The sequence below is a fragment of the Apibacter sp. B3546 genome (assembly GCF_009827885.1).
In the GTDB taxonomy this organism is placed as follows: Bacteria; Bacteroidota; Bacteroidia; order Flavobacteriales; family Weeksellaceae; genus Apibacter.
On record NZ_WINW01000036.1, the window covers coordinates 67,673 to 86,163 of the forward strand.

General features: G+C 31.1%; 17 protein-coding genes. 6 read left to right on the forward strand and 11 right to left on the reverse strand.

The features are described from left to right. Positions 1-11: 11 nt before the first annotated feature. Positions 12-1,502, reverse strand: a complete 1,491-nt coding sequence (locus GFU93_RS08130) for a DASS family sodium-coupled anion symporter (RefSeq protein ID WP_160568614.1) — start codon at positions 1,500-1,502, stop codon at positions 12-14. Between the two features lie 189 nt (positions 1,503-1,691). Here GFU93_RS08130 and GFU93_RS08135 point away from each other — a divergent pair, with 189 nt between their 5' ends. After that, the gene (locus GFU93_RS08135; RefSeq protein ID WP_160568616.1) at positions 1,692-2,156 is read left to right on the forward strand and encodes a hypothetical protein; all 465 of its coding nucleotides are present in this window, start codon (positions 1,692-1,694) and stop codon (positions 2,154-2,156) included. A gap of 372 nt (positions 2,157-2,528) precedes the next feature. Next, complete coding sequence (locus GFU93_RS08140) at positions 2,529-5,198, forward strand: reprolysin-like metallopeptidase (protein WP_160568618.1); 2,670 nt, start codon at positions 2,529-2,531, stop codon at positions 5,196-5,198. 70 nt (positions 5,199-5,268) lie between these two features. Here GFU93_RS08140 and GFU93_RS08145 read toward each other — a convergent pair whose 3' ends face one another. From GFU93_RS08145 to smpB, 5 genes are all read right to left on the reverse strand, one after another. Beyond that, a complete protein-coding gene (locus tag GFU93_RS08145) occupies positions 5,269-5,931 on the reverse strand; it encodes a histidine kinase (protein ID WP_160568620.1) in 663 nt (220 codons plus the stop codon). Positions 5,932-6,054: 123 nt separating this feature from the next. Next, positions 6,055-7,128, reverse strand: coding sequence for an iron-containing alcohol dehydrogenase family protein (locus tag GFU93_RS08150; protein WP_160568622.1), 1,074 nt, complete (start codon positions 7,126-7,128; stop codon positions 6,055-6,057). A 4-nt stretch (positions 7,129-7,132) separates the two neighbouring features. Beyond that, a complete protein-coding gene (gene kdsB / locus GFU93_RS08155; RefSeq protein ID WP_105296377.1) occupies positions 7,133-7,882 on the reverse strand; it encodes a 3-deoxy-manno-octulosonate cytidylyltransferase in 750 nt (249 codons plus the stop codon). 240 nt (positions 7,883-8,122) lie between these two features. Continuing rightward, complete coding sequence (locus GFU93_RS08160; RefSeq protein ID WP_160568624.1) at positions 8,123-9,550, reverse strand: OmpA family protein; 1,428 nt, start codon at positions 9,548-9,550, stop codon at positions 8,123-8,125. Between the two features lie 63 nt (positions 9,551-9,613). Then, positions 9,614-10,072, reverse strand: a complete 459-nt coding sequence (gene smpB, locus GFU93_RS08165) for an SsrA-binding protein SmpB (RefSeq protein WP_105296380.1) — start codon at positions 10,070-10,072, stop codon at positions 9,614-9,616. Between the two features lie 45 nt (positions 10,073-10,117). On the opposite strand from smpB, the gene GFU93_RS08170 reads away from it, so the two are divergent. Then, complete coding sequence (locus GFU93_RS08170; RefSeq protein WP_160542542.1) at positions 10,118-11,740, forward strand: ABC-F family ATP-binding cassette domain-containing protein; 1,623 nt, start codon at positions 10,118-10,120, stop codon at positions 11,738-11,740. Positions 11,741-11,904: 164 nt separating this feature from the next. Here GFU93_RS08170 and GFU93_RS08175 read toward each other — a convergent pair whose 3' ends face one another. The 5 genes from GFU93_RS08175 to GFU93_RS08195 all read right to left on the reverse strand — a co-directional run bounded on the left by GFU93_RS08175 (position 11,905) and on the right by GFU93_RS08195 (position 15,926). Next, on the reverse strand, positions 11,905-12,546 hold the full coding sequence (locus GFU93_RS08175) for a C40 family peptidase (protein WP_255448669.1): 642 nt from the start codon (positions 12,544-12,546) through the stop codon (positions 11,905-11,907). Positions 12,547-12,660: 114 nt separating this feature from the next. Next, positions 12,661-13,143: a ribonuclease HI gene (rnhA, locus tag GFU93_RS08180; protein ID WP_160568746.1), complete on the reverse strand. Its 483-nt coding sequence runs from the start codon at positions 13,141-13,143 to the stop codon at positions 12,661-12,663. Positions 13,144-13,149: 6 nt separating this feature from the next. Continuing rightward, positions 13,150-13,854, reverse strand: a complete 705-nt coding sequence (locus tag GFU93_RS08185) for an HAD family hydrolase (RefSeq protein WP_160568626.1) — start codon at positions 13,852-13,854, stop codon at positions 13,150-13,152. 12 nt (positions 13,855-13,866) lie between these two features. Continuing rightward, positions 13,867-14,790 (reverse strand): 1,4-dihydroxy-2-naphthoate octaprenyltransferase, encoded by a 924-nt coding sequence (menA, locus tag GFU93_RS08190; RefSeq protein WP_160557621.1) that lies wholly within the window; start codon positions 14,788-14,790, stop codon positions 13,867-13,869. Positions 14,791-14,921: 131 nt separating this feature from the next. Continuing rightward, positions 14,922-15,926, reverse strand: a complete 1,005-nt coding sequence (locus GFU93_RS08195; RefSeq protein WP_304505498.1) for a lipoate--protein ligase — start codon at positions 15,924-15,926, stop codon at positions 14,922-14,924. Positions 15,927-16,146: 220 nt separating this feature from the next. Between GFU93_RS08195 and tyrS the strand changes: the two genes are divergently transcribed. From tyrS to GFU93_RS08210, 3 genes are all read left to right on the forward strand, one after another. After that, entirely contained in the window at positions 16,147-17,445 is a 1,299-nt protein-coding gene (tyrS, locus tag GFU93_RS08200) for a tyrosine--tRNA ligase (protein WP_160568628.1), read from the forward strand. 78 nt (positions 17,446-17,523) lie between these two features. Continuing rightward, entirely contained in the window at positions 17,524-18,018 is a 495-nt protein-coding gene (locus tag GFU93_RS08205; protein ID WP_160568630.1) for a hypothetical protein, read from the forward strand. A 15-nt stretch (positions 18,019-18,033) separates the two neighbouring features. Continuing rightward, positions 18,034-18,459: a DUF6646 family protein gene (locus GFU93_RS08210; RefSeq protein WP_160568632.1), complete on the forward strand. Its 426-nt coding sequence runs from the start codon at positions 18,034-18,036 to the stop codon at positions 18,457-18,459. Positions 18,460-18,491: the final 32 nt, after the last annotated feature.

Sequence of the window (18,491 nt, forward strand, 5' to 3'; positions counted from 1 at the left end):
TATAATTTTATTTATCTGCTTGTTAAGACCATCTCAAAATACCCCGTAAAATTTTGCAAAAATAACACCCAAGCCATGATTACTACAGTTCCTACTATTGCGGCATAAAAACCTCCAAAATAAAAGTCTGATTGTTTAAGCATTCCTGTACTGTATACTATTGCATTGGGAGGTGTTGACACGGGTAGGAATAATCCGCATGAAGCACAAAGACCAATTACTAAACCGATCGGCAGTATTTGTTCCGGAGGAAGTACCACCGCAGCAATATTTATGACGATGGTTGCTGTAGCCGTACTACTCATTATGTTAGAAAAAATCACAGTCACTATAGCAAAAATCATCATCATTAAATATTCATTAAACGAGGCATCTCCCAATAATTCGGAATAATAGGGCGCCAGCAATTCCTTTATTGCAATCCCTAGTGATAATCCACCGGCGACCAACATTAAGGTATCCCACGGAAGCTTTCTTATATCTTCAGCCGTTATAATCCCTAACATAGGAAGGAAAACAATAGGAATTCCTGAAGTGGCTGCACTTGGGATTTTCAATTTTGAACCCATCATCCAAAAGAAAACGGTTATAAATAAAATTAGTATTACAAAAAACCTCTGCAATCTAATCTTTTTGGGAATCGGGGCTAATTCTTCTAAGAAATTTAAATTAATTTTTTCAACTTTAGAAGTATATTTTTGCTTTAGCAGAATCCAAAAGAACAACAACAATACTATTGATACGGGCAAACCCAAGATCATCCAATCAAAAAAAGAAACCTCAATACCTTTGGATTTTAAAACATCTACTACAATCAAATTGGGAGGAGAAGATATTAAGCTGCCCATTCCTGCAAAAGTTGCCGAGGCCGGTATGCTTATCAATATTGCTTTTGTCATGGGCGAATCTTTACCTTCTCTGTCTAAAAAAGGCATAACAGCTGCCAAAATCATGGCTGACGTTGCCGTATTGGAAATAATTAATGATAAACAGGAAGTAGTTAGCATAATTCCTAACAACATATGCGAGGGCTTACTACCAAAAATAGATATGGTACCCCTAAATAAAGAAATATCTATTCCTGTTTTTCTCATACTTTCACTAAGAAAAAAACCGCCCAAGAAAATCCATATAACACTATCAGACCATGTATTAGAAATAGTTTTCGGATCAATTGTTGATCCTTCTATATTCCCCATGGTATAAATGAGAAAACCTGTGATCAGTATCCCTACGGCAAAGGGAGGGATTGCTTCTGTAACCCATAAAAGTATTGAAAACATCAGAATGAACAGGGTGTATTCTTGAGCTTTAGTAAATTCTTGAGGAGAAAGAAAATAAGTACCTAATAAAGCAATACCTAATGAAAAAAAGAATAAACCAACTTTAGTTTTTATATTCCAAACATCTAAAGATTTTTCTATAAGAAGATCACTATAGACTCTAATATTCGTATTAATCTTTTTAAAATCTTTATTAATTCTATGAAAATCAAAATCCATATATATAGCCCTAAATTAAATTTTATCTACTCTTGAAAACTTTGCTTACCTTAATGACACATAGCAAAACTCTTTATAAATTTACTATTTATTTCTAATAGTTTACCCTTAATTGAGAAATTAATTTTTAAATTTGTATCCTAATTCTCACATTAATAATACAGGTAAAGTTTACCTCTAACATAAATTATGAATAATTTTTCTAAGCTCTGGGTTTTTCAATCTAGAAGATTTCTTACCCTTGAAGAAATTCAAGATATCACCAAAATTCTTACTGATTTTTTGAAAACATGGGCGGCACATGGTGCTGATTTAAAATCTGAGCTTACGATTATTAAAAATAAATTCATAATTATAGCGGTTGATGAAAATCAAGCGAAAGCCACCGGATGTTCTATCGATAAATTGAATCAATGCATTAGACAAATCGATCAAAAATATCAATTAGAACTTTTAAACCGATTATGGGTAAGCTATGAAGACAATAAAGGGGAAATTACTACTGTTCCTATGAATTCTTTCAAGGAAAAAATCAAATCCGCTCAAATTTCTCCTGAAACCTATATTTATAACCTTGCTATAAGTACTTCTAAAGAATTCGATGAAAAATTTAGACTTCCTCTTAAAGAAAGCTGGGCAAGAATATTTATGTAATTTTTATTTATAAAAGGTTTTCATTTTATTAAAACGCGATATTAGTTGCTTCTCAATAAATAATTTCTCTTTTTAAAATAATTTAAGATTCCATAAACCTTATTTTTAATAAACAAACTAATTTTATCTTATAAAATTAAATACTTTCATTTATTGACTTCATTATGTTATTTATCTTGATAATTTTGTTTTATACTATACTATAAATCAAAAACCCTGTTTTTCATTTCATCTCTTTTTTAAAAACTGTTAATAGTAAAATTATAATTTATAATTTTATAGTTAATAATCATAAATAAACATCAATATTATTGCTTATTAATTTATAATGTATATTTTTGTTTTTATAATAACATAAAAAAATAGAAATACATGAAAATTTTCTTATTAATTATTAGTGTTTTTATGTTCAGTATTCCTCTTTCAGCACAAAATTATTGGAAGAGAACAAGCTTAACAGGTAAGAAGATAAAAAGTGAAAATATCAATTTACCCATTGAAGAACTATATACCGTTGATTTTTATTCTTTGAAAAAACAATTAAATTCGGCCGCATTAAGAGGAACTAACCATACTCCTATCATAGTATACGTTCCAACATCCGAAGGAAAAATAGAAAGATTTTCGGTTTATCATGCTCCTGTAATGGATGAAGAAATTGAAAATACATACGAATTGTATTCATACGCAGGAATCGGTTTAGACGATACAAATAAATATATTCGATTTAGTATTTCTCCCAATCAGTTCAATTCAATGATTATGGATAATACGGGTAGCATTCAGCTCATTGATCCTTATACAACCGATGGAGAAGTTTATTCAGTTCGTATTAGAAAGGAAAATATATTTAATGATTTTAATTGTAATACGGTTGATGAAATTAATTCGGAAGAATCAAGTTCCTATAAAATTATATCGAGTGATCGAAAATTTCGCACATATAGATTAGCTCTTTCAGTAACCGGTGAATATACTCAACATTTTGGTAGCGTAACCGGAGCTTTACAACAAATAAATATCACCTTAACCCGAGTGAATGGTATTTTGGAAAAAGATCTAGCTGTAAATCTTAAAATGATTAATAATATTTCTCTTATTTATGAAGATCCAAATACGGACCCTTATTCCGATTCTTCTTTAATGGATATCTGGAATATTGAACTTCAAAGAACATTAACAGCTGTGGTTGGAGAAAATAACTATGATATTGGCCATCTTTTTGGCGGTAATGGTGGAGGAGGAAATGCCGGGTGCATAGGGTGTATTTGTGTCAGTCCTTTGATGGATCAAAATGGAATTCCCACTTCTTTAGGAAAAGGTAGTGGGATAACTTCTCCCTCAAATAACAATCCGTCAGGAGATCATTTTGATATTGATTACGTAGCTCATGAAATGGGACATCAGCTGGGAGCTAATCATACTTTTTCGTGTTGGCTTGAAAATAAAGGGGTTAATATTGAACCGGGAAGCGGAAGTACAATAATGGGATATGCCGGTATTACATCTGCCAATGTACAATTAAGTTCGGATGCTTATTTTCATTCTGCAAGTATTCAGCAAATTAATAGAAATCTACAGCGTAAAATCTGTGGAACAATCAATCAAATTCCTAATCACCCCCCCGTAGTAAATGTAGGTCCCTCTAGTGTGACCATTCCTATAGGGACACGGTTTTACTTGGATGCAGAAGGAACAACAGATCCTGACGGGGATGAGCTGACTTTTTGTTGGGAACAAATTGATAATGCTCGTAAAAATGTTATTCGAGTCGATTCTTCACAAAGATCCGGTCCTATATTCAGATCTTTTATACCGACATCATCTACCAGAAGATATTTTCCCGCTTTAACTACCAATAGTTACTCTCCAAATACTTGGGAGACTGTTTCTAACGTCAAAAGAGTCCTAAATTTTACTGTAACCGTGCGTGATAATAATCTTATTAAACCTCAGACTAAGATTGTTACTAAAGAAGTTATGGTTTCTGATAGCGGGGGGCCATTTATCGCAACATTTCCTACCGCTGATTATATTGCTAAGAAAGGAAGTTCAATTAAAGTAGCATGGAATGTTGCTAATACAACAGCACAGCCATTTAATACACAATATGTGAATATTTCATTAGTTACGGATGAGGGGCAAACTATTACTCCTCTGGCTGATCATATTCCTAATTCGGGAAATGCAACTGTGGATTTACCTGTTGATCTTGTTGCTAAAAAAGCAAAATTAATGATTGAGGCTAGTAATAATATTTATTTTGCCTTAACCGAATATTTTTCAATAGGGTATGAATCGGAAGTAATTTGTAAAAAATATATGCCAAACTTTTCTCCGATTCCGATTCCTGACGGAAATGGTGATCATTTAAATTCTGATTTTGCTACCATGGGAATTATTATTCCTGAAAATGAGAATTATGATGAATTAATTAATTTACAGGTATCTGTTGATATAGATCATCCAAATATTAATGATTTATACATCGTTTTACAAGACCCCGGTCCGGATTATAAATCAACTGTTTTATGGAATCATTCATGTGAATATTATTCAGATTTAAAAGTTACTTTTGATGATAACGGAGCTGCCGTAAACTGTTCTTCTCCTACTACAGGTACGATTAAACCTCGTAATGCAATTCATTCACTTTATAAGAAAAAATATAGCGGTGAATGGCTATTAGGAGTAGCAGATCATTATGCTAACGATGTTGGTACATTAAATTCTTTTTCTTTGAATTTATGCAGTTTGAATTATAAGCAACTCCAAACCGATGAAAATTTTTCAGAAACCTCAACATTTAAAGTTTTCCCTAATCCTTCTGAAGGAGTTTTTACTATCGATTTAGGTGTTATTCAATTTAGAGGAAATACAAGTCATGTTAAAGTTTATAATTTGGCCGGTAGCTTATTATTTTCAAAAGTTGAAAAAAATAAGCTTTTTTCTATAGATCTTACTAATTATCCTGCGGGTATATATACCATAAATATTACGGGGAATGGTAATTCTATATCCAAAAATGTAATTAAGAAGTAATCCTTTAAGCTAAAATAAATAAAGCACTCTTTTATATATTTATGAGAGTGCTTTAAATTTTTCTTTATTCTTAAAATTTAAATTCTTTTTCAGGAATGATCTTGTTAATTTCAAGCGATTTAAATACAAGAATAAATTCTGAGTCATCCTCCTTGTTTTTAACAACCAAACGATACGGAAAGATTAGTCCGGAGACTAATTTAAAGTTTGAATATAATTTACTTTCATTTGAAGTATCTTCTCTAACTAATTGATAGCTGGTTTTATCAAAGTAATAAATTTCTGATTCTCTGTTATTAGTTAGTTTAATTTTATAACAATTCTTATTATCAATACGTTCTTCTCCGAGAAATATAGGAAGAAACCCTTTTGCAGAATAATCAATTAAATCTGATTCAAATGCTTCAGGAACGTAATTATTATCTTCTTCAAGGGAATTCGTTTGAAAGTTATATTGTATAGCTTTCTTTCCGTTGTAAGCATTTAAAATAATTTTTTTTCCTTGTATTTCTATACAAGTTTTATTAAGATTCGGTCTCTGCTGATAAATTTCTATAGGATATGACTCATTTAATCCTAAAATTATATCTCCTTTAATTATTATTGAATTCAATTCTTTCCAATGATCTGTTCCTCCGGTAACTTCCAAATGCTTTTTAATTATTTCTTCTACCGTCTGAGAATAACATATGTTCAAAAGGAATATCAGCAAAACAAAAAAAAGTTTCTTCATATAAAAATTAAAATGGGTTGACTGTAAAAAAATTCCAGGCAACTATAAAGTTATCCTGGAATTTCATTTTTCTTCAATTTATATCTTTGCATTAATTGAATTATTATCTTTCGAGTAATGGTATTACATTTCTTCGTAAAGTGCTCTTAATTTTTCTTTAGTCATTATTTTCTGCCAATCTTTACCTAATGCATTTTCCCAAAGCGGAGCCATTCCATAAGAAACATTAATCATGGTATTGAATTGCTCATCAGATAATCCTTTGCATACACCTTGTGGAATTTCAATCTGATTTTTTTCAACCATATATTTAAATTCCTTAACTCCTTCAGGATAATACTCTTCTAATCGGTCAAAAACAATGCAATTACCTACTCCATGATGAGTTCCTAGTAAATAAGAAAGTCCGTAACTCACCGCATGAGCAATTCCTACTTGTGAATAAGCGATGCTCATTCCTCCATGCCAAGATGCCATCATTAAATCTTCATCAGACTCATCATCCCATTCAGATTTATGAACATATACTTTTTGGCAAAGTTCTAATGCTTTTTCTCCATAACTTTTGCTGAAAGCATTAAGATATGTTCCTGTTAAAGACTCAATGCAATGAATATAACAATCCATACCGGTAAAAAAAGCTTGATTTTTTTCTACTCCTTTTACTAAAGAAGGATCCAATATGACTTGATCAAAAGGGGTAAAGTCTGAATTAATACCTAATTTTCTTTCCGGTCCGGTTAATATACAAGTTCTGGAAACTTCTGCGCCTGTACCACTAATTGTTGGTATACCTACATGATATACAGCCGGATTTTTCACTAAATCCCACCCTTGATATTGCGAAGAAGACCCTTCACTATTCATCATGATTGCAACAGCTTTTGCCGAATCCATTATACTTCCTCCCCCTATTCCAATAACTCCGGAAACAGTTCCATATTCCTCTTTTAATGAATCTCTAATCGCATCAATTCCTTTGGTTTTGGGTTCATCAGTAGTATCTATAAATATAATTTTATCTTTTCCTTTTAAGGGAATTCTTTTTTCTAATTCTTTTCCTTCAAACACTTTATCTACTAAAAAAATAAATGGATAATCTTTATTTCTTTTTTCTTCAATAATTTCTGAAGTTTGATCAAAGCTTCCACGTCCATAAATTACACGGGGAACCATTGGGAAATTTCTGAATTTCATATTTTTAATTTTTCTCGTTTATCTGTTTTTTTAATATTTCATTTGCTTTTTCCAAATCCTCCGGAGTGTCTATTTCAACTCCTACAAAATCAGTCTCTATTACTTTAATTTTCATGCCATATTCTAAATATCGTATGCACTCAACCTTTTCTGCTTGTTCGTTTTGTAACATCGGTAATTTTGCAAAATCTAGTAAGGCTTGTTTACGAAAAGCATATACGCCTACATGCTCATAGTAATCCGCCTGAAATGATTTTTCTCGAGGATATGGTATAACTGAACGCGAAAAATATAGTGCAAAGTCATTTTGGTCTTTAACTACTTTTACATAATTAGAATCTTCAATTAAATTCCAATCGTCCATTTTACGAATCAAGGTAGCAACATCTATTTTATTTTCTTGATCTTTCTTAAATACTTCAATTAGCCTTGCTAACGGTTCGGTTTTTACAAAAGGTTCATCTCCTTGTATGTTTATGATGATATCGCAGTCTAAATTTTCAACAGCTTCTGCAATTCGATCACTTCCTGTCTCATGTTCCTTTTTACTCATAATGGCTTTACCTCCGTTTCTGGTAATTTCATTATGAATGATTTCGGAATCAGTTACTACAAATACATCTGAAAAAAGATTGGTTTTGATTGCATTTTCATAGGTTGACCGAATGACTGTTTTTTCCCCTAACATACCCATCAGCTTTGCAGGGAAACGAGAGGCTGCATATCTTGCAGGAATAACTGCTATTATTTTCACGTTATTTATAATTTAATTACAAAGTTAACTAAAATAGATTTTGTTAACCGGTATTATCCCTATTAAAAAAACATTTTAAATGAGCTTATTTTTTATCTTTAAAATATCTTTAACAGCTATTATTTTTTTATAAATCATTTTAAATGTTTGTATAATTCTATAAAGCATTTATAAGTAATTAATAAAAAAAGTCATCCAAGATTTGGATGACTTTTTTATTATAAAAGTTTGTTTAGTAAATTATCTTCTTCTGTGACTAGGAGTTTTTACTTTAACTTCTTCTGTAATTGATACTTTTGAACCGGTTTGATCTAAGATCACAACTCTTCTGTTTTCTCTATCACAAGTTTCTTGATCCGGATAAAGAATATTTCCTTTATCGTCTTTCTTAGCATTGATATCATGTTGTTTACATAACAATTCTGATTTACCGAATCCTCTTGCTATCAATCTATCTTTGCTTACTCCATTTTTAACTAATTCGTTAACTACAGATTGTGCTCTTTGTTTTGATATTCTATTGTTTACGGCTACAGAACCTACTCTGTCGGTATGTCCGTCTACAAAGAATTTTTTACCATCAAAACTTCCGTCATTTAACATTTTTGCAGCATCGTTAACTAATGGTAAAGATTCTGCTGTTAATTTAGAGCTATTAAATTCAAAGTTGATATTTTTTAATTTGAATGTAACGTCTTTAGTTTCCCAAGGACAACCATTATTATCAATTGGTCCTTTTACTGTTGGACAATTATCATCAATATCAGGGATACCGTCTCCATCTGTGTCAGGACATCCTTGGAATTGTGCTGGTCCTGCTGCATTCGGACATCTGTCTTGATCGTCCGGAATACCGTCTCCGTCTGTGTCAGGACATCCTTGGAATTGTGGTAATCCCGGTGTATCCGGACATCTGTCTTGATCGTCAGGGATACCGTCTCCATCTCTATCACTTGGTGCTTCAACAGGTGGAGGCGGCGGAAGTGGTTCTTCTTTTTTTGCTCCAAATTTGAATATGATTGAAGCTGAATGTTGGAAGAAATCAGAATAATCTTTTGACTGATTGGTTACCCAGTTATATTGTGACTCAATGTTTAGACCAAAGTTTTTAGTTAACCAAAAGTTAATACCAACACCACCGTTTAACACAAACATATCATCTTTTCCTGTAAATTTACCTCCAAGTTTATAATTTTTCTTTGGATTATAATCATCATCGTAAGCGTCTAAGTGAGTAGTTGGATCGTTTTCAACGATTTTAATTCCTTTATAAGAATATTTGTGGTAATTTGCTCCTACTCTAACGTATGGATCTAACCATTTTAAAGATTTGGATTCACTTAATGGGGTATATCTAATACCTAATCCTGCTAAAACAAAGAATTCATCTTTAATTTTTAATCTTTTATTGTCTATTTCTCCAATTGAAGCTTGCAAGTCAACTGCAAAGTTTTTAGCTATGCTTCTAGCTACTGTTAATTTAGACAACGGTGGTACAATACTATAATCATCGGTATCAAAATATCCGTCAAAGATACCACGAACAGAAGTATAGTCTACCGCATGAGCTCCAATCCCGATATACCACTTATCCGAAATGTTTTGAGCAAATACAGTAGTTGCTAACGTTGTAGCCAATCCTGTAAGTAACAAATTGAACTTTTTCATATATAAAAATCTAATTTTTAGGTTGCAAAGTAACATTTTTATTATCTAACTCCCAAGAAAAAATTAATATTTCTTTACCATTCTGTTAATATTTCGTTTGGATTCTCTTTCTTTTATCGCTTCTCTTTTGTCATATAATTTTTTCCCTTTCGCAAGATATACTTGGATCTTAGCGATTCCTTTTTCATTGATATACAATTTTGTAGGAACAATCGTTAATCCTGTTTCTTTAGTTTTTCTTAACAGTTTGTTAATTTCCTTTTTATGTAATAACAGTTTTCTTTCCCTTTTTATTGTATGATTATAACGAGTTCCGTAATAATATTCGTCAATGGTCATATTTATTACATATAATTCGCCATTAATAATCTGACAAAAACTCTCTGCAATACTTGCTTTCCCTAATCTAATAGATTTTATCTCAGTACCATGTAAAACTATTCCTGCCTCATATTTATCCAATAATTCATAGTTAAATCTAGCTTTTCTATTCAGTATATTTACTTTATTTTCAAATTTCATAATCAAAGTTTTTCTTACTACTTTTGTACAAATTTATTAAAGTATATGCTTACAGTATCAAATTTATCTTTACAATTTGGAAAAAGAGTACTCTTTGATGAGGTTAATGTAAAATTTACGAAAGGAAACTGTTATGGAATTATTGGAGCTAATGGAGCAGGAAAATCTACATTTTTGAAAATTCTATCCGGCGATGTTGAACCGACTACAGGAAGTGTAAGCCTTGAAACAGATAAAAGGATGTCTGTATTGGAACAAAATCACTTTGCTTATGATGCATATCCTGTACTGGAAACGGTTATTAAAGGGAATCAGAAGCTTTTCCACATAAAGGAGGAAATGGATGCTTTATATGCCAAACCTGATTTTTCTGATGAAGATGGAGTTAAAGCGGGAGAACTAGGTATTATTTATGAAGAAATGGGGGGATGGAATGCTGAGTCTGACGCAGGAACTTTATTATCTAATCTTGGAATAAAAGACGATGCACATTATAAAATGATGTCTGAATTGGAAAATGCTGACAAAGTAAGAGTATTACTTGCTCAAGCTTTATTCGGAAATCCTGATGTTCTTATTCTTGATGAGCCTACGAATGATTTAGACATTGAAACCATATCTTGGTTAGAAGATTTCTTGGCGGGATACGAAAATACTGTAATTGTTGTTTCGCACGACCGTCACTTTTTGGATGCAGTTTGTACTCATACCTGCGATTTAGATTTCGGAAAATTAAATTTATATACCGGTAACTATTCTTTTTGGTATGAGGCCAGTCAATTAGCTGCCCGTCAAAGAGCTCAACAAAACAAAAAGGCTGAGGAAAAAAAGAAAGAACTTCAAGAGTTTATTTCCAGGTTTAGTTCTAATGTTGCTAAAGCTAAACAAGCCACGGCTCGTAAAAAAATGATCGAAAAATTAAACATTGAAGATATCAAGCCGTCTTCTAGAAGATATCCGGCAATTATTTTTGAACAAGAACGTGAAGCAGGGGATCAAATATTGGACGTTAAAGGATTGGAAAAAACTAAAGATGGTGAATTGTTATTCAGCAATATTGACTTGAACCTAAAAAAGGGGGATAAAGTTGCCGTTCTATCCAGAAATTCTTTGGCTATTACTGAATTTTTTCAAATATTATCCGGAGAGTCAGAACCTGATAAAGGGAGTTATTCTTGGGGTATAACTACTAAGCAAAGTTACCTTCCTTTAGATAATACTAAATATTTTCAATCGGACGATAACCTTGTAGATTGGCTTCGTCAGTATGTGAATACGGATGAGGAGAGACATGAAGAATATATCCGAGGATTTTTAGGTAAAATGCTATTTAGTGGTGATGAAGCTTTAAAATCTTGCAAAGTTCTTTCGGGAGGTGAAAAAATGCGTTGTATGTTTTCAAGAATGATGTTATTTAAAGCTAATGTTTTACTTCTTGATGAGCCTACCAACCATTTAGACTTGGAAAGTATTACGGCTCTTAACAACTCGTTAACCAATTTTAAGGGTACTATTTTACTTTCTTCTCATGACCACGAATTATTATCTACTGTTTGTAACAGAATCATTGAATTAACCCCTAAAGGTATCATTGACCGCTATATGAGCTATGATGAGTACTTATCTGACGCAAAAGTTAAAGAACTTAAAGCGCAATATTATAGCTAAGAAATTATTGGGCGAAATTTAAATCGCAAAGATTTTTATTTCACCAAAATGATAATACTACAAAACCTTTTAATCTTTAAGATGATTAAAAGGTTTTTTTATATAATAAACTTCGAATTATCCGGCTGGCAAGCGTATTATTCTAACAATATTTTTACTTTAACTTAAAGTATCCTTTGTGCTTTTTTAAATTTATTTTTCCAATAAGTTTCTTCGAGAGAACTAATTATAACCCCTTTAGATGTTGAGGCATGTATGAATGTTATTTCGCCTGAACCGGATATGTTATAGACTATACCTACATGATTTATTGAGCTCCCCCCTGTATTAAAAAATAATAAATCGCCTTCTTTTATTCGAGAGATACTTATATCTTTTCCTGCATTAGACATATCTATGGAACGTCTTGGTAATTTTACATCTATTCTTTGGTAAGCATTGCAAACTAAACCGGAGCAATCTATACCACTCAATGTATTTCCTCCATATTTATAAGGAGTCCCTTTATATTTTTCTGCTTCTTTCAAAACCAAAATAACATCCGTAGATTTTATATTTTTATGAACTCCGTATTTTTTTGATTCTGAATTCGAATCTTTCTTTATCGGTTTGGAAATATGGGGTGATTTATGCGATGGTTTTGAGTTTGAAATATGTTTATTTGTTTTATTGGAATTATAAGTATATCTTTTCGAATGAGAATGTTTTGGTTTTTTATATGAAGAAGTTGCCTCGTAAGATACACAAGATGTTATAAATGAAAAAAACATCAATCCGAACACATAGATTACCATTTTACTTTTCATATATCTTATTTTTTAATAATCTTTGTGCTAATTTATAAAATTATGAACATTTTTTTAACACGTTATTTACTAATTTATTAACAAATTATTTTTCTAACGGTTTAGACTATTTAATTAAAAAATATTATTGTTATCTGATATAAGATTTTCATACCCTATATCAATGGACAGATTTTCTCCTTTAGCTGCAGCAGTTGCCAACTGATCCGCCTTTTCATTGTAAAAATGCCCATGATGACCCTTTACCCAGTGGAAAGTTACTTTATGTTTTCTGTATATTTTAATAAATCGAATCCATAGATCTGGATTTTTAACTTTTTCAAATCTTTTTTTCTCCCAACCATAAATCCATTTATTATTAACGGCATCGACTACATATTTTGAATCAGAATATATTTCAACTTCTTGATCGGGTTTATTAATTTTTTCCAAAGCAATAATTACGGCCAATAATTCCATTCTATTGTTGGTAGTTAAGCGAAATCCTTCTGAAAACTTTTTTTCATATGAAGTTCCTTTCAGCTTCATTATTATGCCATATCCTCCTTTTCCCGGATTTCCGGAAGAAGCTCCGTCTGTATAAACCTCAATCATAATATCTATTTAAAAGATATTTTTTAATTCTAACAAATTTTCAATTATGGGAATTTCTGCACTTTTATGATGCTCTTCTTTTTTGTAATTAAAATAGACCGGATGCATCCCTATTTTTTGAGAACCTAATACATCTGCCTCCCAATCATCTCCGATAAACGCGGATTCATTCACTAATGCATGGGCTTTTTTAAGACCTAATTCAAATACTTCTTTAGCCGGCTTTCTTTTATTTATTTCTTCTCCGCTGGTTAGGGTGGTTATATAATCTTTAATACAAGTTTCTTGAACTTTTTGTTCGGTTTGTTGTATAAAGCCATTGGAAACAACATGTAATTGGTAACCATTTGTTTTTAGATATTTCAAAATTTCCTCTGCATACTCAATTAAATTATTGTTTTCCATGATCTGAGTTAAAAAATTGGCATTAAAATAATCCCAAATTTCAGGATCATTTATACGAAATTCCAAAAACGTATCCTTAAATCTTTTTTCCAGTATATCTGCCTTGCTTACCTTATCTTGCCTATATAAGGACCATAGATTTTCATTCCTGTTGTAATAACTTGTATAAAAATCTGAAAATTGTAATTGATACTTTTCTTCAATTTTTAAATTTTCATAAATATTTTTAAGAGTTAACTTTGAATTTTTATCCGTATCCCAAAGTGTATTATCAAGATCAAAGAATATGTGTTTTATGTTATTTTTCATGTATAGTTTTTTTTAAAGACTTAATCCCATTCCAAAGAAAACGGAAAAACATAAGGCTAACAATGCTGTAGGTTTTAAGTATAAATCTAAATCTTTGGGGTTTTGGGTGTAAAGAATTTTTCTGCGTACTATAGTATTCGGAATAAATAGTATAAAGAATAAAAATGGTTTTAATGATGACCAACTATCTAATTTTATAACAAATTCTTTCTGATGTATTAACAGGAAAATGAGACAAAGTATAAAAGGAAGATTCATTAGTACCATTTGATAATACTTAGCATTTTGAAATCCTAATCGTAATGCCAGCGTTTTTTTATGACTGATTCTATCCGATTCAATGTCTCTCATATTATTTAGATTCAAAACGGCTACACTAAATAAGCCAATTGCAGAGGCGGGAAGCAAATTATCCCAAGTAAAAGACTTTGTATAAAGAAATTCACTTCCTAAAACAGAAACCCATCCAAAAAAAATAAAAACAAAAAAATCCCCTAATCCCATATATCCGTAGGGCTTTTTTCCCATAGTATAAAATATAGCTGCCAATACACAAGCAATTCCCAAACCAATGAATATAAAAAATTCACTTTTATAATTGGGGATAAAAGCATACCAAAGAAGAACTACCGAAGAAAGTAGGGACAGAAATACAGTAATTAAAATTGCACGAAACATGGATTGTTGCGTAATAGCTCCCGATTGAATAGCACGGACCGGACCAACTCGTAACTCATTATCGGTTCCTTTGGTTCCATCTCCATAATCATTGGCAAAATTGGACAAGATTTGAAATAATATGGTTGTAAGACAAGAAAGTCCAAAAATAATTCCATCAAAATTTCCTTTCCATTTGGCAAGTAATCCTCCTAAAATAATTCCACTTAATGAAAGCGGTAACGTTCTTAATCTAGCGGCCTCAATCCAATTTTTCATCTGTTTTTCTTCTATTTTTTAACTTTTTACAAAAATACACTAATTATATGATAGATTTAACGCATCTTGAATTGGATAATAATTGCGTCAAAATATACAGAATTATACCTTTCTTTAAGATCCCCGATTTATCAATATATTAAGGAAAGAAATTCATCAAGTGTGATTTTCCCAAAATATGCTGATAGATCAATATCTTTTAATGAATCGGCAACGGAAGCTTTTGTGTATTTTTTTCCTAATAATCTGTTCTCTATATCTTCAAGGTCTCCCACTCCGAAGAAATCTCCGTATATTTTAATTGCAGTAATGTTTCCTTCTTCTACATTTAATTTTAAATCGATGGAACCTATTGAAAACCGTTGACTTCTTTCCATATAAAATTTGGGAGAACGTCCATAATTCCAATCCCAATTTGAATACCTTTGATGTGAAATTTTATTTATTTGTTCCCAATCTGTTTCCGTCAATTCATATTTATTGACATCTTCTGTTTTATCTACATTAAAAATTGAAAGTAGTAATTTATCTCTAAATTCTTCTATGGTTAAATCTGTTGTGACAAAATCAGATATATTGGCTACTCTGCTTCTGATTGATTTAATTCCTTTCGATTCAATTTTATCTTTTCTTACCTTTAAAGAGTTAACAACTTCATCCATGTTGCTGTTGAATAATAGTGTTCCATGGGTAAACATTCTTTTGTTAGTGGCAAATTGAGCATTTCCGCTTATTTTCTTTCCTTCCACTACTATGTCATTCCTTCCCTTAATTTCCGCATTGACTCCCATTTGCTTCAACGCTTCTAGTACCGGATGTAAATATTTTTGATAATTTGAAAAACTATTACCATCATTTTTGGTAATAAAACTAAAATTTAAATTACCTCTATCGTGATACACAGCTCCTCCTCCCGATAACCTCCTAACTACTTTTATGTTTTTTTCTTCTACATATTCAGTATTGATTTCTTCTATAGTGTTTTGGTGTTTTCCTATGATTATGGAAGGATCATTTATATAGAAAAGAAGATATGAATCTTCCTCAATTGGCAAGTTCATTACAAGATACTCTTCAATAGCTAAATTAATTTCGGGATTGTAATTGTTTTTATTATCTACAAATAACATTCTCATTTTTTTTTGGATCAAAAATACAATAAATAGTTTTTACGCCTTCTTTGCTGAATATACAGCGGCTCATGAATATTCATTATAAGTAAATCAATGTGATATTAAATATTATAATATATATTTAATTTGTTTAGTTAAAACCGTAAAAAAAGTATAATTTATGCTTATAAATGGAACATATTCATCGAAAAATTATAAATTTGCCTGTTGAAAAATCTAACATATGAATTCTTTTATTGAAGAGTTAACTTGGAGGGGATTAATTCATAATATAATCCCGGGAACAGAAGAACAATTAAATAAGGAAATGACGCTGGGTTATATTGGTTTTGATCCGACTGCAGATTCTCTTCATGTAGGAAGCCTGGTGCCTATCTTACTTTTAGTTCATTTTCAAAGACATGGTCATAAGCCTGTTGCTTTAGTGGGTGGTTCCACAGGTATGATCGGTGATCCATCCGGAAAAAGCACAGAGCGCAATTTACTGGATAGTGAAACTTTACAAAAGCACATTTTAGGAATAAAATCTCAATTAGAACGATTTTTAGACTTTGACAGTAACAAGTCAAATTCTGCCATACTGGTTAATAATTATGACTGGATGAAGGATGTTACTTTTTTAGACTTTGCGCGTGATATTGGAAAGCACATAACTGTTAATTACATGATGGCTAAAGATTCCGTCAAAAAAAGATTAAACGGTGAATATCAAGAGGGTATGTCTTTTACAGAATTTACATATCAACTTTTACAAGGTTTTGATTTTTATCATTTATACAAAGAAAAAGGGGTTAAACTTCAAATGGGAGGTTCCGACCAATGGGGAAATTTGACTACAGGAACTGAGCTCATTAGAAAAAAAATCGGTGAAGAAGCTTTTGCTTTAACTTGTCCACTAACTACAAAGTCTAATGGTACTAAATTCGGTAAAAGTGAGGGAGGTGAAAATGTTTGGTTAGATGTAAATAGAACTTCCGTTTTTAAATTTTATCAATTCTGGTTAAATATAACAGATATTGATGCTGAAAAATATATAAAAATTTATACATTCCTCTCCAAGGATGAAATTGAATCATTAATTAGAAATCATAATGAAAACCCATCCCTTAGGATTTTACAAAAAAAATTAGCTGAAGAGGTCACCCGTTGGGTTCATGGTAAGGAAGATACGGATAAGGTCATAAAAGCTTCCTCTATTTTGTTTGGAAAATCAACTAAGGAAGATTTCCTATCTTTAGATGAAACTACTTTTTTATCTTTATTTGAAGGGGTTCCGCAAAAAGAAGTTTCTTTAAATATTCTTAAAAATGGAATTTCAATTCTTGATGCATTATCAGAAATAAGCGGTTTTTTATCTTCAAAAAATGAAGCTAAAAGAGCTCTAAAGGAAAAATCAATATCTGTTAATCAAGAAAAAGTTAACGTTGATTTTATTATTAATGAATCAAATTTAATTCAAGGAAAATACGTTTTACTTCAACGAGGAAAAAAATCATATTTTATCCTTAAAGGAATTGAATAAAATAGTTTTTATTTTAAGTAAATAAATTTTATAAAATAACACAATATATATTTTTGCAACACGTTATATAACAAATAGATGAAAGGGCTTATTAAGTTTTATCATCCTGATGAAACCTTAGTGTATCACATCAGGAAATGTTTTTGTAAGGTTGTTTTTCTTAACAAGAAAAATACATTAGTAGTTGAAATAGAATCAGATGATGATTTAGATCACGTAGAAGAAGACTCATATCAAAATGAATACCCGCAAGTGTCTTTTTCCATTGAAGATTTCGAAATTCCAGTAAAAACTATACAGCAACTTTGCGGAAAATCTTTTCAAATACCTTCGTATGAAGAAAAAGAAAATGAAAATGGCGAAGCAGAAGAATTATATTATACAAATCTGAATTTAAATGATGAAGAGGATTTGGAAACTGACAATAATGAATTGAAATTCGGTAAAGATGAACAGGGTAATTTAAAACTTATATGGCAAGGCTATTGTGAAGATTTTATTACTCAAGAAGAACCCTTACGATTTAAAGTATCTTGCTCATTTATCAATGATATCTTAGAAATAGACGAATAACCTGAACCATACATAATGAAAAAATTAATAGTACTTTTTTATTTTTTAGGGCTGATTTCCTTTACCCATGCTCAGAGTTTTAGAGGTATTGGAGACCAAAAAGTACAGGTAGGAATTAATGCTTTCGGATATGGAACCGGAATTACTGCTTCTTATGATTACGGAGTAATGGATTGGCTTTCCATTGGTGGGGGTACCGATTTTTATTGGAGCGCAGATGATGATAATTTTTTTATTTATGGACGGGCTAATTTTCATTTAAATGATCTCTTAGATCTTCCTCATACTATGGACTTATATCCCGGAATAAATATAGGAGGAAGAAATGACGGTTTTGGTATAGGTGCACATATTGGGTATCGGTATTTCTTCGATGATAAATTTGGTGCATTTGCAGAGCTAGGGAGCCATGGTTCTATTGGAGTTATTATAAACTTATAAAAATATACAGAATATCAGATTAAATCAGGAAT

Bases quoted from the DNA above. Each gene is read 5' to 3' on its own strand.
- GFU93_RS08205 (WP_160568630.1), top strand. From the start codon at position 17,524: ATGAAAGGGCTTATTAAGTTTTATCATCCTGATGAAACCTTAGTGTAT.
- GFU93_RS08210 (WP_160568632.1), top strand. From the start codon at position 18,034: ATGAAAAAATTAATAGTACTTTTTTATTTTTTAGGGCTGATTTCCTTT.
- GFU93_RS08150 (WP_160568622.1), bottom strand. From the start codon at position 7,128: ATGAAATTCAGAAATTTCCCAATGGTTCCCCGTGTAATTTATGGACGT.
- GFU93_RS08195 (WP_304505498.1), bottom strand. From the start codon at position 15,926: ATGAGAATGTTATTTGTAGATAATAAAAACAATTACAATCCCGAAATT.
- GFU93_RS08160 (WP_160568624.1), bottom strand. From the start codon at position 9,550: ATGAAAAAGTTCAATTTGTTACTTACAGGATTGGCTACAACGTTAGCA.
- GFU93_RS08130 (WP_160568614.1), bottom strand. From the start codon at position 1,502: ATGGATTTTGATTTTCATAGAATTAATAAAGATTTTAAAAAGATTAAT.
- GFU93_RS08185 (WP_160568626.1), bottom strand. From the start codon at position 13,854: ATGAAAAATAACATAAAACACATATTCTTTGATCTTGATAATACACTT.
- GFU93_RS08145 (WP_160568620.1), bottom strand. From the start codon at position 5,931: ATGAAGAAACTTTTTTTTGTTTTGCTGATATTCCTTTTGAACATATGT.
- smpB (WP_105296380.1), bottom strand. From the start codon at position 10,072: ATGAAATTTGAAAATAAAGTAAATATACTGAATAGAAAAGCTAGATTT.
- tyrS (WP_160568628.1), top strand. From the start codon at position 16,147: ATGAATTCTTTTATTGAAGAGTTAACTTGGAGGGGATTAATTCATAAT.
- GFU93_RS08170 (WP_160542542.1), top strand. From the start codon at position 10,118: ATGCTTACAGTATCAAATTTATCTTTACAATTTGGAAAAAGAGTACTC.
- GFU93_RS08135 (WP_160568616.1), top strand. From the start codon at position 1,692: ATGAATAATTTTTCTAAGCTCTGGGTTTTTCAATCTAGAAGATTTCTT.
- GFU93_RS08175 (WP_255448669.1), bottom strand. From the start codon at position 12,546: ATGAAAAGTAAAATGGTAATCTATGTGTTCGGATTGATGTTTTTTTCA.
- menA (WP_160557621.1), bottom strand. From the start codon at position 14,790: ATGAAAAATTGGATTGAGGCCGCTAGATTAAGAACGTTACCGCTTTCA.
- GFU93_RS08140 (WP_160568618.1), top strand. From the start codon at position 2,529: ATGAAAATTTTCTTATTAATTATTAGTGTTTTTATGTTCAGTATTCCT.